Origin of the sequence: Bradyrhizobium sp. 160, from assembly GCF_023073735.1 — a bacterium.
Taxonomy (GTDB): Bacteria; Pseudomonadota; Alphaproteobacteria; order Rhizobiales; family Xanthobacteraceae; genus Bradyrhizobium.
In genome coordinates, this window is the sequence record NZ_JADPKD010000083.1 from 127,862 (window position 1) to 142,378 (window position 14,517).

Sequence of the window (14,517 nt, forward strand, 5' to 3'; positions counted from 1 at the left end):
CATGACCGTAACCATCTCTCCCAAGCGGACTGCCCTGCTCAACGCCGCGCGCGAACGCATCCTCGTGCTCGACGGCGCTATGGGCACGATGATCCAGAACCTCCAGCTCGACGAGGCCGCCTTCCGCGGCGAGCGCTTCAAGAGCTTTCACCGCGACCTGCGCGGTAACAACGATCTCTTGATCCTGACCCAGCCGCAGGCGATCGAGGACATCCACGCCGCGTACTTGCGCGCCGGCGCTGACATCGTCGCCACCAACACGTTCTCGACGACCTCGATCGCGCAGGCCGATTACGATCTCACCGACATCGTCTACGAGATGGCGCGTGAAGGCGCTCGCCTCGCCGGCAATGCGGCAGGGCGCGTCGCGGCCGAGGACGGCAAGCCGCGCTTCGTCGCCGGTGCCATCGGGCCGACCAACCGCACCGCCTCGATCTCGCCCGACGTTTCCAATCCCGGCTATCGCGCCGTCACCTTCGATGATCTGCGCCAATCCTATGGCGAGCAGATCCGCGGCCTGATCGACGGCGGCGTCGATCTGCTGCTGGTCGAGACCATCTTCGATACGCTCAATGCCAAGGCGGCGCTCTACGCGATCGCCGAGATCACGGAAGAACTCGGCATCGACATGCCGGTGATGGTATCGGGCACCATTACCGACAAATCCGGCCGCCTGCTCTCCGGACAGATGCCGGAAGCGTTTTGGAATTCGGTGCGCCACGCGAGGCCGATCACCATCGGTTTCAATTGCGCGCTCGGCGCCGAGGACCTGCGCGCGCATATCGCCGATATCGGCCGCGTCGCCGATACGCTCGTCTGCGCCTATCCCAATGCCGGCCTGCCGAACGAGTTCGGCCAGTATGACGAAAGCCCGGAGTACATGGCGCGCCTGATCGGCGAATTTGCCCGTGACGGCCTCGTCAACATCGTCGGCGGCTGCTGCGGCACCACGCCGGAGCACATTGCAGCGATCGCCGCCGCGGTGGCCCCGCACAAGCCGCGCATCGTGCCGGAGATCGCGCCGCGCTTGCGGCTCTCCGGCCTCGAGCCGTTCGTGCTGACGGATGCGATCCCCTTCGTCAATGTCGGTGAGCGCACCAACGTCACAGGATCGGCGCGCTTCCGCAAGCTGATCACCGCCGGCGACTACACGGCCGCGCTGCAGGTCGCGCGCGATCAAGTCGAGAACGGCGCGCAAATCATCGACGTCAACATGGACGAGGGCCTGCTCGATTCCGAAGCGGCGATGGTGACCTTCCTCAACCTCGTCGCCGCCGAGCCCGACATCGCGCGCGTCCCCGTGATGGTCGATTCCTCGAAATTCTCGGTGATCGAGGCCGGCCTGAAATGCGTGCAGGGCAAGCCGGTCGTCAACTCGATCTCGATGAAGGAAGGCGAGGACAAGTTCATTCACGAGGCCAAGATCGCGCGCCGCCATGGCGCGGCCGTCGTGGTGATGGCGTTCGACGAGGTCGGCCAGGCCGATACGTTCGCGCGCAAGACCGAGATCTGCAAGCGCGCCTACGACATCCTGGTGAACCGGGTCGGCTTCCCGCCTGAGGACATCATATTCGATCCCAACATTTTTGCGATCGCGACCGGCATCGAGGAGCACAACAATTACGGCGTCGACTTCATCGAGGCGACGCGCTGGATCCGCCGGAACCTGCCCGGCGCGCACATCTCGGGCGGCGTATCCAATCTGTCGTTCTCGTTCCGCGGCAACGAGCCGGTGCGCGAAGCCATGCACTCGGTGTTCCTGTATCACGCCATCAAGGCCGGCATGGACATGGGCATCGTCAACGCCGGGCAGATGATCGTCTATGACGACATCGACCCCGAGCTGCGCCAGACCTGCGAGGACGTTGTCCTTAACCGCGATCCGGGTGCGTCCGAACGTCTGCTGGCGCTCGCGGAAAAATTCCGCGGCAAGAAGACGGAAAGCAAGGAAGCCGATCTCGCCTGGCGCGAATGGCCGGTGGAGAAGCGGCTGAGCCACGCGCTGGTGCACGGCATCACCGAGTTCATCGAGCAGGACACGGAAGAGGCCCGCAAATTGTCCTCGCGCCCGCTCGACGTGATCGAAGGACCGCTGATGGCCGGCATGAACGTGGTCGGCGACCTCTTCGGCGACGGCAAGATGTTCTTGCCGCAGGTGGTGAAGTCTGCGCGTGTCATGAAACAGGCCGTTGCTTACCTCATGCCGTTCATGGAGGAGGAGAAGGCGCGCAATCTTGCGAACGGCATCGGCACGGAGGGCTCCTCGTCCGCCGGCAAGATCGTGCTCGCGACCGTGAAGGGCGACGTTCACGATATCGGCAAGAACATCGTGGGCATCGTGCTCCAGTGCAACAATTTCGAGGTCATCGATCTCGGCGTGATGGTGCCGGCAGCCAAGATCGTCGAGACCGTGAAGGCGGAGAAGGCCGACATCGTCGGCCTGTCCGGCCTGATCACGCCCTCGCTCGACGAGATGGCATTCTTCGCCGGCGAGTTGCAGCGCGAAGGCCTCAAGCTGCCGCTGCTGATCGGCGGCGCCACCACGAGCCGCGTGCATACCGCGGTGAAGATCGACCCGAGCTATCGCGCCGGCCCCGTCGTGCACGTCAACGACGCCAGCCGCGCCGTCGGCGTTGCCTCCGCACTGCTCTCGCCGGAGAAGCGCGAGGCCTATGCCGCCGAGGTGCGCGCCGAATACGCCAAGATCTCGGAGGCGCATCTGCGTGCGCAGGCGGACAAGAAGCGGCTGAAGCTCGCGGCTGCCCGCGCCAACCGCGTGCCGGTGGACTTTGCAGCAAACAAGCCGGTGAAGCCGACCTTCCTCGGCATCAAGAGCTTCGACGACTACGACCTCGGCGAGCTCGTCGACTGCATCGACTGGACGCCGTTCTTCCAGACCTGGGAGCTCGCCGGACGCTTCCCCGCCATTCTCCACGACCCCAAGGTCGGCGAGGTCGCGCGCTCGCTCTACGACGATGCGCGCAAGATGCTCGATACCATCGTGAAGGAGAAATGGTTCCGGGCACGCGCGACGATCGGCTTCTGGCCGGCGAATGCGCAAGGCGACGACATCGTGCTCTACTCCGATGAAAGCCGGACCAAGAGCATCGCGACGCTGCACACGCTGCGCCAGCAGCTCGAAAAGCGCGAGGGCCGCTTCAACGCGGCGCTCGCCGACTTTGTCGCGCCCGTCGGCACCGGCGTGCCCGACTATGTCGGCGGCTTCGTCGTCACCGCTGGCATCGGCGAGGACGCGGTCGCCGATCGTTTCAAGATGGCGAACGACGACTATTCCTCGATCCTGTGCAAGGCGCTGGCCGACCGCCTGGCCGAAGCCTTCGCCGAGCGCATGCATGCCCGCGTCCGCCGCGAGTTCTGGGCCTATGCACCTAGCGAGGCGCTCTCCAGCGAGGAGCTGATCCTCGAAAAATACCAGGGCATTCGCCCCGCGCCTGGCTATCCCGCGCAGCCCGATCACACCGAGAAGGCGACATTGTTCGAACTGCTCGATGCGGAAAACACGGCCGGCGTGAAGCTGACCGAGAGCTTTGCAATGTGGCCGGGCTCGTCCGTCTCGGGGCTCTATTTCGCAAACCCTGCGAGCTATTATTTCGGCGTCGGCAAGATCGAGCGCGACCAGGTCGAGGACTATGCCGCACGCAAGGGCATGAGCGTAGCGGAAGCCGAGCGCTGGCTCGCGCCGGTGCTGAACTACATCCCGTCCCAGCCGGAGGCGGAAAAGGCGTTTGCCGCGACGCCCGCGAATGACGAGATGCCGAAAGACCTCGCCTCGCATCCGCCGGGCTGCACCTGCGCGGTGCACCTCGTCTGGCAGAAGAAGCGCGCGGGGGCGGGGTAGGCACCCCTCCAAAACAAAACTGAGAAAACAACCCCATGCACAGTAGCGATGGGGTTGAAAAGCTTGAATAATTTCGGACTTACCGAAAGCGGGTTGCGGCGTCGGGCAAAACAGGGGTAATATTCCATCATCGGCTGCTGCCCCGTCTGACAGTCTCGCCAAGCCCAGCGCCGTCATTCCGGGGCGCGCCTCTTGGCGCGAGCCCGGAATCCCTTTGCCTCGCATCATCTGCTGCGCGATGGATTCCGGGCTCGCGCTGCGCGCGCCCCGGAATGACAGGGGAAGTCCCTCACCCCTTCGGCCGCACCAGTGGCTGCACGATCTCCACTGGAAAAGCGGCAGGGCCGTGAACGTACCGCGCGCTCGCCGCGACCAATGGCGATCGCCGCCGACGAGCAGGAAATCAGATGCTGGATGCCCAGGGATTGATGTGGACGCAGATTGCCGCCGGCATCTCGGTGCTATTGTTTGGATTGATGCTGTTCAATCTGGTCCGCATGCGGGGCCGGATGCTGGCGGCGCGGAGCTGGGACAAGGTCGAGGGCATAATCACGGTCTCCAGGGTCGATCGGCCGGCGACGCACGCCTCGGACGATCAGAACGATGCCAAGCCCATCATCCGCTATCGCTATCACGCCCGCGGCGAAGAGCTGGAAAGCGACAAGGTCTTTGTTGGCGGCACTGCCATGACCACAGGGGTGCTCGCCGAAAAACTGGCGGGACGATATCCCGTTGGCGCCCATGTCGACGTCTATGTCGATCCGAAGTCCCCGGTCGAGGCGCTGTTGGAGCCCGCCGCAGCGCAGAACGTCGCGGCGCTCGTGGCATTCACGATCGTGTTCGGTTTCATTGCCGCCACCCTGACCGCGCACTCGCTCGCCGGTCACGTGCTTTACGCCGACAATGGCGTTCCGCTGTTCGCGTTCGCGCTGCCGATCATCGTGCTCGTGGGCGGCGTGTTCTGCATCGTCGAATATATCAGCACGCGCCGGCTGGCGAGCGCCAGCCTGCGCTGGCCGACTGCGGCCGGCAGGGTTACTCGTTGCGCCGTGATCGAGGAAATCATCGAGGACAAGGGCAGTGACGACGACAAGTCACGGACCACCAAGCTCCAACACCGCTATCAGGTCGACCTCCGCTACGCCTACAAGGTCGGCAAGCGCGACTTCATCGGCACCGAAGTCAATTGGGGCGGCACCATGATCTCCGGGCTGCGCGAGGTCGCCGAACAGGCCGCGGCGAAGTACCGTCCGGGGCAGAACGTCAAAGTTTATTACGATCCGGAACAGCCGGGACATGCGGTGCTCGAGCCTGCAAGCCGTGAAGGCACGCTGGGGCCGCTGATCGGAGCCGCGGTTTGCGCGATCGTCGGAGGCCTTTTCCTGACATTGCTGATCAAGGTCGGGTTCGCATAGCGGCGCTTGATGTCTTTCCGGGAGAAAGCGCGCATCCCGGAAATGACCTCATGGGGCTCACCCCTTCGGCGGCGCCAGCGGCTGCACGATCTCCTTGAAGGGAGCGAGGGCTTCGCAGCGCTCGGCATGCGCTGACAAGGCAGGGTAACGCGACGCGTCGAACAGCTGCGGGTGCGCTTCGCGGGTGAAGCGGACGACGCAAGCCACTGCGACGTCGGCATGACCGATGCGGTCGCCCAGCCAGTACGGCGTCGTCACCTTGGCGCGCTCGACCTCGAGCACCTTCAGCACGTCCGCGATCTGTGCTTGGCAGCGCTCGACCCATAGCGCAAGCTGCTCCTTCCGCAGCACGCGCTCGTAGAGCAGGCTCACCGCCTTGTCGCCGAGGCCGGAGGCGAGCGCGCAGATGCGCAAGTGGCGCCGCCGCTCGGCGCCACCGCGCGGCAGCATCGCCTTCTCGGGACCAACGAGCTCGTCGAGATAATCCAGGATGATCGTGCTCTCGATCAGCGCCTCGCCGTCGTCGAGCACCAGGGTCGGCACGCGGCGCAGCGGATTGTATGGCGCGATTCTGTCGGCATCGCCGAAGGTCGACCATGGCTTGTGCTCGAAGGCGAGGCCATAAAGCTTCAGCGCGATGGCGACGCGGCGGACGAAGGGGGAATCGTATTGGCCGATCAGGAACATGGGTCTCGCTCTTCTCGATCATTGAACAAGGCAGGGCCGATCAGTCTCCACGACCAGCTCGGTGCGGCGCAACAAAAATCTCGGAAATGGAGCATTGCGCCGGCTGCAACGAAGCGTCAGCCGGACGGTACGGACCGCCCGCTCAAAGGCCGTCCTGAATCGAGCGCTTGATGGCGGCGATCGCCGTCTCGTTGCGCTTGTACATCGTCCACTGCTTGATCCGTTTGGCGCGCACCAGTTTCGCGGCGGTCAGCACCCGCATGTGCTCGCTCAATGTTGGTGCGCTGACGCCGAGCTTTTCGGCGATCAGCAATCCGCAGACGCCGTCCTTGACCAGGTCGCCGTCGGCCTGCTCGCGAAAATGCTTCCGCGGATCCTGCAGCCATTCCAGGATCTGCAGGCGGCGTTCGTTGGCGAGCGCGCGCAAGGCAACGGCGAACTTCATTTAGCCATTTTGCTAATTACCTAATGGATGTCAACGCTCCCTTGCGCTATCTGGACGGTATCATGACAAAGACCATGGACATCACGCGGGAGCGGATTGCGGCGACCGAGGCGGTCATCCGTCCGCATATCAGGCGCACGCCGCTTCTGAAGGCCGATCTCGCCGATTTCGACCTGCCGGCCGCGCCCGTCACGTTCAAGCTCGAGATGCTGCAGCATTCCGGATCGTTCAAGGCGCGCGGCGCCTTCGCCAATCTGTTGCTGCGGCAGGTGCCGCAGGCGGGTGTCGTCGCCGCATCCGGTGGCAATCACGGCGCGGCGGTCGCCTATGCGGCGCAGCGGCTCGGCATTCCCGCCACGATCTTCGTGCCCGACATCACCTCGCCGGCCAAGGCCGAGCGGATCAGGGGGTATGGCGCCAAGCTCGTGATCGCGGGCAGCCGCTACGCCGATGCGCTCGCCGCGAGCGAGGCGCATGTCGCGCAGACCGGCGCGCCGGCCGTCCACGCCTACGATCAGGCCGAAACCCTGCTCGGCCAGGGCAGCGTCGGACTGGAATTGGAGCAGGATGCGCCCGGCATCGACACGCTGCTGGTGGCGGTCGGCGGCGGCGGGCTGATCGGCGGCATTGCGGCCTGGTACGCCGGCAGGACGCGTATCGTCGCGGTCGAGCCGGAGCAATCGCCGACCCTGCACGCTGCGTTTGAAGCGGGCGCTCCGGTCGATGCGCCGGCCGGCGGCATCGCCGCCGACAGCCTTGCGCCGCGGCGCGTCGGCGAATTGATGTTTCCGGTCGCGCGCGCCCATGTCGAGCGCGTCATCCTGGTCAGCGACGACGCGATCCGCCAAGCCCAGGCCGCCCTGTGGTCGCACTTGCGCCTCGTGGCCGAGCCCGGCGGCGCAGCCGCCTTTGCCGCGCTGCTCTCGGGCCGCTACCGTCCCTCAGCAGGAGAGCGCGTCGCGGTTCTGGTCTGCGGCGCCAATACGACGGCGGTAAAGTTCGACGGCTGAGTGAGAATGACATGAGGGGACCACGTGGACTGCCGCGCGTTGCTCTGGGAATTGGAAGAGCGATGGCGGCGGTCACACGCCGTCATCGCGAGCCAACGGGTCCGCGCGAAGCGCGGCCCGATGACAGGGTCCGCGAACCAATCCAGAATCTCTCTGCGAAGACAGTCTGGATTTGCTTCGTCGCAAGAGCTCCTCGCAACGACGGTGGGGGGACGGCTGCGATTAATCAATAATTGGCACATGCTTCGCCGCCGACCGCCGCAGCGTTCCGTCAAGGCGCGGATCATCCGCCACCTCGATCTGGCGGCGGAAGGCGCGGAAGCCGGAGCGCTGGTAGAAGGCAACGGCCGATGGATGATCGAGTGTGCAGGTGTGGACCCAGACCCGACGGACGTCGCGTGACCACGCAAGCTCCAACGCGCGGTTCATCAGGAAGCGCGCGGCGCCGGTGCCGATTAGCCCAGCGGTGACGCCGAAATAGGTCAGCTCGCACTGGCCGGGCTCGCGGAAGTCGAGCTCGAGCAGGCCTTCGTCGCTTCCGTCCACGACCAGGGCGTAGACCTCGATGCCAGGCGCGTGGATGATCGCAGCGAGCTCTGCATCGGTCATGCGGGCTCGCGAGAACCACAACCACTCCTCGCCGACACGGCGGAAGAGGTCGCGATACCAATAAAGCGCGGGGGTATCCACCTTGCGCAGGGTCCACGCGCCAGGGGGATCGTCGCGGCGCGCCGGAGGTGCGGTCATCTCCAAATGCGTGACGACGGCTGCGATCTTGCCGGCGGGCACGTCGGAATAGCCGTCCGGTATCATCATCGCGGCGTCAGCGTGATGGCTTCTGCGGTGGCGGCTTCGACCGCGGCTTGGCTGTAGAGCAGCGGCACATATTGTCCGGTCGCCCAGAGCGGGGCGAGGTCGCGGTAGTGGCCGCTGAAGGGATCGCCGGATTGCCCCGGCGTGTTGATGGTGCGGCTCGCGTCCCAATTGCCGACATCGAGCACCATCCGAAACGAGGCGCCTGAGATGAGCTGGTAGTCGGAGCGGCGATAGGTGGCGGCGCGCGGAACGTTGGCTGCGCCGCCGAAGGCGAGCGGGCCCACCGACATTTGCGCTGCGGTCGCCTTGTCGGCAAGCGGGATCAGCGCGTGGTCGAACTTGGCGACATGCAGGCGGCCCCAGCGCCAGCTGGATGCATCGTCCCCGAGCTTGCCGGCGACGTCGGCAACCGCAGCGCCCAAGCTCTCGCGCAGGATCTGGTCGCGTGCGGCAGCGGGATCGGCGCCGAGCGCGGCATCAGGGGACTCGAGATAGGCGACGATCGCCGAAATGCTGGATGCCTCGGGCGCGATCAGGGCCACCGCCTTGGGCGCCGTGGTCTTCAGCAGCGTGGGGCCGAGATGATTGGCGATCCAGACCTCGAACAATGCGGCGGCGGCACTGTCGGCGGCATCGCGCGCGTCCCATGGCCTCAACAGCTCGAGACCCTTCTTCACATTGGCATCGTCCGAAGTCAGAGGCTGCAGCAGCTTGACGAGGCGCCGCCCCAGCATCGCGGTATCGTCGTTCTGCAAATCCATGGCGTCGGCGAGTGTAACCTTGCTGTTGGCCTGGAGCACCTCAACAATGCGCTGCCAGCGGGCGCTGTCAGCCCATTCGAAGCCGACCTTGCGTTCGCTGATGGGGTAATCGGACGGAAGGTTCATCTGATTGGCGGTGGCCAGAAAGCCCTGCTTGGGCTGATAGGCTTTTGGCAGATCGTCGAGCGACAGAAAGCCCTGCCAATCATAGCGGCCGTCGCCGGGCACCGGCATCAGGCCGTCATAGTTGACGCGGCGCGGAGTCTTGCCCGCGGCAACCCAGCCGATACTGCCGCGCGTGTCGGCATAGACCTGGTTCTCCGAGGGCGCGCCCCAGCGCCGCATCGCCGCGAGAAAGCCGTTCCAGTCCTTCGCGGTCATGTAGTCGGACGAGCCGAAATAGGCGGAAGTGCCGGGCTCGAACCAGATCGAGCGCACCGCGAAGGCGCGCTTGTTGCCTTCATCGACAGAAATCACCGGACCGTGCCGGGTGAACTTCAGCTCGACGTCGCGATCGCCCTCGCCTTTCACCTGCTCGGTCTCGTGGACGATGCGCATGTCCTCCCAGCCATTGCCGTAACGGTACTGATTGGGATTTTGCGGATTGAGCTCATAGACGTAGAGGTCTTCCTGGTCGACATTGAAGATGGTGAGGCCAAAGGCAATGGTGCCGTTATGGCCGATCGAGATGCCGGGCAGCGCCGGCTCACCGGCGCCGATCACGGAAAGGCCGGGCGCATTCAACCCGACGATATAGCGCAGCGACGGCACGCTGTGCTCGCGATGCGGATCGTTGGCGAGGATCGGGCGTCCGGTCGCGGTGCGCGAAGGCGCGATCACCCAATTGTTGGAGCCGAGGGTGTCGCGCTGTTGATCGGCCGCGTCCAGATAGGTGTCGGGATCATGCGCGAGCGCGGCCTGTCGGTCTTTCGGCTGCGGAAAGGCGACCGGGCGCGTCGCAAGGTCATAGGCCGCGAGCACCGCCTTCGGGACGCTACAGGGATCGAGGCCATCGGGGACTTTCGTCGTCCAGGCCGGCTCGAGCTTGACGCGAAACCGATCGGCCTCGAGTCCTGCCGCGCAGGCAACCAGCGAGCGCTTGACCTCCGAGGCGATGTTGCGGGTGAGCCCATGGCTGCGAATACGGACCACGTCGTCCGCGGTCCAGAGATCCGGCCTGGTGCCGGCGATCCTGAACTCGATCGGCAGCGGCCGCTTGCCATCGCGGACATCCGCGACATAGGCATTGATGCCGGCAACGAACGCTTCCGCGTAGGTCTTCGCCCTGGGGCCATAGGACGCCCACTCCGCATTCATGTCGCCGCGATACAGGAAGAGCCGCAGCGCCTTATCCTGCTCGGCATAGGCCGGGCCGAAATCCCGGGCGAGCAGCCCGAGCCCCCGCTTACGCCAGAGATCGATCTGCCAGAGGCGGTCGCGCGCGGCGTTGAAACCCTGCAGAAAGAACAGGTCGTGCTCGTTACCGGCATAGATGTGCGGAATGCCCCAGACGTCGACCAGGATCCTGGCGGGCGCATTGAGGCCGGCGACGTCGGTCTTGACCTGACGCGCGTTCGAGAGCGGGTTCTCCTTTTCGCGTGCGGTTGCGCCGGAAGCAAGCAGCACGCTGCAGACCGCCGCGCTGCACAGCGCCCGCATGACCCGGTTGATATCCGTGTTCATTGTCGTTTCTCCCGTTGTTGTTATTTGAGCGAGCGACGTGAATCCGCTTACCCCTCCCCCTCGTCGCTCGCCAGCACGCCCTTCACCGCTCTTGCCCATCCGGCCAGCTTTCGCTCGCGCGTCGCCTGGCTCATGTTCGGCTTGAAGCGGTGCTCGAGGCGCCAGTTGTCGGCGAATTTTGTCGGCTCGGGATAGACGCCCGCCTGGAGACCGGCGAGGTAGGCAGCCCCTAAGGCCGTGGTCTCCTGGATCACGGGGCGATCGACCGGGGCGTCCAGGAGATCGGCGAGGCGCTGCATGGTCCAGTCGGATGCTGTCATGCCGCCGTCGACGCGGAGCACGACGCTGGCCGTTTCCGAGCTCGGCCAGTCCGCGCGCATCGCGGCCCAGAGGTCAAACGTCTGGTAGCACACGCTTTCCAGCGCGGCGTGGGCGAGCTCGGCAGGGCCGGTGTTGCGGGTGAGGCCGAACAAGGCGCCACGCACGCGCGGATTCCAATAGGGTGCGCCCATGCCGACGAAGGCAGGAACGAGATAGACGCTCTGCGTGGAATCGGACTGGTCGGCGAGCGGGCCGGTTTCGGCGGCGTGCTTGATGATGCCAAGGCCATCGCGCAGCCATTGCACCGCCGAGCCTGCCACGAAGATCGAACCTTCCAGCGCGTAGGTGCGCTTGCCGTCGAGCTGATAGGCGACGGTGGTGAGCAGCTTGTTCTTCGACACCACAGGCGTGGTGCCGGTGTTGAGCAGCGCAAAGCAGCCGGTGCCGTAGGTCGACTTCATCATGCCCGGGCGGAAGCAGGCCTGACCGATGGTCGCGGCCTGCTGGTCGCCAGCGATGCCTGATATCGCAATGGGCCCGCCGAACAGGTCGGGCGTGCTCTCGCCGAAGCGGGCGGAAGAGTCCTTCACCTCGGGCAGCATCGAGCGCGGCACGCCGATGATCTCCAAGAGCTCGTCGTCCCACTGGCCGGTGTGGATGTTGAACAGCAGCGTGCGCGAGGCATTGGTGGCATCGGTGGCATGCACCTTGCCGCCGGTGAGGCGCCAGAGCAGATAGCAGTCGATGGTGCCGAACATCAGCTCGCCGCGCGCGGCGCGCGCCCGCGCACCGGGAACGTGATCGAGGATCCAGGCCACCTTGGTGCCGGAGAAATAGGGATCGATGATCAGGCCGGTCTTCTGCGAGATCACGGGCTCGCGGCCGTTGGCTTTCAGCTTGGCGCAGATGTCGGCGGTGCGGCGGTCCTGCCAGACGATGGCGCGGTGCACGGCCTGACCGGTGGCGCGGTCCCACACCACGGTGGTCTCGCGCTGGTTGGTGATGCCGATCGCGGCGATGTCCTTTGCATTGATGCCGGCCTGCGCGATCGCCTCGCGGCACACCATCACGGTCGAGGTCCAGATGTCCTCCGGCTCGTGCTCGACCCATCCCGAGGCCGGGAAATGCTGCGGAAACTCGGCCTGGGCCTTCGCCGCGATCGAAATGTCGCTGCGAAACACGATGGCGCGCGAAGAGGTGGTGCCCTGGTCGATGGCGAGGACGAAAGACATGGCGGCTATCTCTGGCGTTTTCTTGGCGTTTCCCTGGAAGGGATCATTGTGTCGCGGCAAGAAAACGGGATTGCCGGCAAGAGGTCAAGGCGGCTCTCCGCTTACCTTCCCCTGGAGGGTCAGGGTAAGAGAAGCCGCGCCTCGATGCAACTGAACGTGGTTTCGCCGGCTACACCGCTGCCGTGGTGACGCCGCCGTCGATGACGATGGTCTGGCCGGTCATGAAGCTCGATGCGTCGGAGGCGAGGTAGGCGACGGCGCCGGCGATTTCGTCGGGTTCGCCGATGCGGCGGAGCGGCGTGGTGGCGGTGCGGCGTTTCAGATTGGCTTCGTCTTCCCAGAGCGCGCGGGCGAAATCGGTCTTGACGAGGCCGGGCGCGATGCAGTTGACGCGGACGCCTTTGGGGCCCCATTCGCCGGCGAGCGAGCGGCACAACGCGAAGTCGGCGGCTTTCGAGATGCCGTAGGCGCCGATCACGGTGGAGCCGCGCAAGCCGCCGATCGAGGAGATGATGATGACGGAGCCATTGCCGCGCTCGGCCATCTCAGGGATCGCGAGCGCGGAGAGCCAGATGTTGCTCTTGACGTTCGAGCCCATGATCTTGTCGAAGGCTTCGTCGGTAATGTCGAGCAGTGGGCCGTAATAGGGGTTCACTGCGGCATTGCAGACGAGGATGTCGACCTTCCCGTAGTGCTTCGTTGCGCCGGAGATCAGCGCCTCGACCTCGTTCTTGCGCGCGATGTTGCAGGGAATGACGATGGCATCGCCGCCGCCGGCAATGATGCCGTCGGCGACCTCCTTGCAGGCATCCGCCTTGCGCGAGGAGACCACGACCTTGGCTCCTAATTTTGCCAGCAGCTCGGCGGAGGAGCGGCCGATGCCGCGGCTGGAGCCGGTGACGACGGCGACCTTGCCGGTGAGATCGAACGGGGTGTTTTTCATTTGTTGGGCTCCGCTATGGCCGCATACTCAGTGTCATCGCCCGCGAAGGCGAGAAACGGCGCGGCTGGAATCGAGAAGCCGCGGTGTACTGGGTCCCCCGCTTTCGCGGGGGACGACAGGCGTCGTAAGACTAGATCAATCCGCCCGCGTCGGCGACACGGCGCTGGTGGTAGTCGGTGTCGCCAAAGGTATTTTCGATCATGGTGAGGCGCTTGAAGTAGTGGCCGATCTTCGCCTCCATGGTCATGCCGATGCCGCCGTGGAGCTGGATCGACTGCTGGCCGACGAATTTGGTCGACTTGCCGATCTGCACCTTGGCCGCGGCGATCGCATTGCTGCGCTCCCTGGCGTCCTCGAAATCACCGGCCATGGTCGCGAACATCGACATCGAGCGCGCCTGCTCGGCTGCGACGAACATGTCGGAGGCGCGGTGCTGGAGCGACTGGAACGAGCCGATCGGAACGCCGAACTGCTTTCGCGTCTTGATGTACTCGACCGTGGTCTTGAGCGACTCGTCCATCAGGCCGACCGCCTCGGCGCAGAGCGCGATGCGGGCCTCGTCGACGACGCGCTCGATCAGCGCGAGCGAATCCTCGGGGTTGCCGAGCACGGAATCCGCGCCGATTTCGACGCCGGTGAAGGTGACGTCGGCAGCATGCAGGCCGTCCTGGGTCGGATAGCCCTTCTTAGCTACGCCTTTTGCATTGGCGGGTACCAGGAACACGCCGATGCCCTTATGATCGCGGCGCTCGCCCTTGGTGCGCGCGGTGACGATCAGGGTGTCGGCGTTCTCGCCGTTGAGCACGACGAACTTCTCGCCGTCGATCACCCAACCGTCGCCCTTCTTCTTCGCCGTCGTGGTGACGTCGAACAGATCGTAGCGCGAGTTCTTCTCGAGCTGGGCGAACGCCAGCGTCTTGCTGCCGTCGATGATCCCCGGCACGTGCGCGGCCTTCTGCGCCTCGCTGCCAGCATGGCGCAGGAAGCCGCCGCCGATCACCACCGTGGCGAGATAAGGCTCAAGCACCAGCGCCTTGCCGAGCGCTTCCATCACGATCATGGTCTCGACGCCGCCGCCACCGAAGCCGCCATCGGCCTCTGCGAAGGGCAGGCCGAGCAGGCCCTGCTCGGCGAGCTTGAGCCAGACGGTTTTGCTCCAGCCGCCCTTCTCCTTCATGTACTTCTTGCGGCTCTCGAAATCGTAGGAATCGGTCAAGAGGCCGTCGATGCTTTCCTTGAGAAGCCGCTGCTCCTCGGACAGGTCAAAATCCATGTTGCTTGGTTCCTCGTACCCGGAATTTATGCTTCGTCATTCCGGGACACGCGCGGTAGCGCGTGGACCCGG

10 protein-coding genes are annotated in these 14,517 nt (G+C 65.1%); 3 read left to right on the forward strand and 7 right to left on the reverse strand.

The window, feature by feature from the left end:
- The first annotated feature begins 1 nt into the window (after position 1).
- Positions 2–3,859: a methionine synthase gene (gene metH / locus IVA98_RS34545; RefSeq protein ID WP_247304889.1), complete on the forward strand. Its 3,858-nt coding sequence runs from the start codon at positions 2–4 to the stop codon at positions 3,857–3,859.
- A 407-nt stretch (positions 3,860–4,266) separates the two neighbouring features.
- Positions 4,267–5,274: a DUF3592 domain-containing protein gene (locus IVA98_RS34550; RefSeq protein ID WP_247304891.1), complete on the forward strand. Its 1,008-nt coding sequence runs from the start codon at positions 4,267–4,269 to the stop codon at positions 5,272–5,274.
- 57 nt (positions 5,275–5,331) lie between these two features.
- Here IVA98_RS34550 and IVA98_RS34555 read toward each other — a convergent pair whose 3' ends face one another.
- Both IVA98_RS34555 and IVA98_RS34560 read right to left on the reverse strand, forming a co-directional pair.
- Positions 5,332–5,961, reverse strand: a complete 630-nt coding sequence (locus IVA98_RS34555; RefSeq protein WP_247304893.1) for a glutathione S-transferase family protein — start codon at positions 5,959–5,961, stop codon at positions 5,332–5,334.
- A 142-nt stretch (positions 5,962–6,103) separates the two neighbouring features.
- A complete protein-coding gene (locus IVA98_RS34560; protein ID WP_247304894.1) occupies positions 6,104–6,406 on the reverse strand; it encodes an ArsR/SmtB family transcription factor in 303 nt (100 codons plus the stop codon).
- A 62-nt stretch (positions 6,407–6,468) separates the two neighbouring features.
- Between IVA98_RS34560 and IVA98_RS34565 the strand changes: the two genes are divergently transcribed.
- Positions 6,469–7,416 (forward strand): threonine/serine dehydratase, encoded by a 948-nt coding sequence (locus tag IVA98_RS34565; RefSeq protein ID WP_247356667.1) that lies wholly within the window; start codon positions 6,469–6,471, stop codon positions 7,414–7,416.
- 222 nt (positions 7,417–7,638) lie between these two features.
- On the opposite strand, the gene IVA98_RS34570 is transcribed toward IVA98_RS34565, so the two are convergent.
- From IVA98_RS34570 to pimD, 5 genes are all read right to left on the reverse strand, one after another.
- On the reverse strand, positions 7,639–8,232 hold the full coding sequence (locus IVA98_RS34570; protein ID WP_247304898.1) for a GNAT family N-acetyltransferase: 594 nt from the start codon (positions 8,230–8,232) through the stop codon (positions 7,639–7,641).
- A complete protein-coding gene (locus IVA98_RS34575) occupies positions 8,229–10,676 on the reverse strand; it encodes a penicillin acylase family protein (protein ID WP_247356669.1) in 2,448 nt (815 codons plus the stop codon). Before IVA98_RS34575 ends, IVA98_RS34570 begins: the two co-directional genes overlap by 4 nt.
- 47 nt (positions 10,677–10,723) lie before the next feature.
- Positions 10,724–12,229, reverse strand: coding sequence for a glycerol kinase GlpK (glpK, locus tag IVA98_RS34580; protein WP_247304903.1), 1,506 nt, complete (start codon positions 12,227–12,229; stop codon positions 10,724–10,726).
- Positions 12,230–12,398: 169 nt separating this feature from the next.
- Positions 12,399–13,172, reverse strand: a complete 774-nt coding sequence (locus IVA98_RS34585) for an SDR family NAD(P)-dependent oxidoreductase (RefSeq protein ID WP_247304906.1) — start codon at positions 13,170–13,172, stop codon at positions 12,399–12,401.
- 130 nt (positions 13,173–13,302) lie between these two features.
- The gene (gene pimD / locus IVA98_RS34590; RefSeq protein WP_247356676.1) at positions 13,303–14,445 is read right to left on the reverse strand and encodes a pimeloyl-CoA dehydrogenase small subunit; all 1,143 of its coding nucleotides are present in this window, start codon (positions 14,443–14,445) and stop codon (positions 13,303–13,305) included.
- Positions 14,446–14,517: the final 72 nt, after the last annotated feature.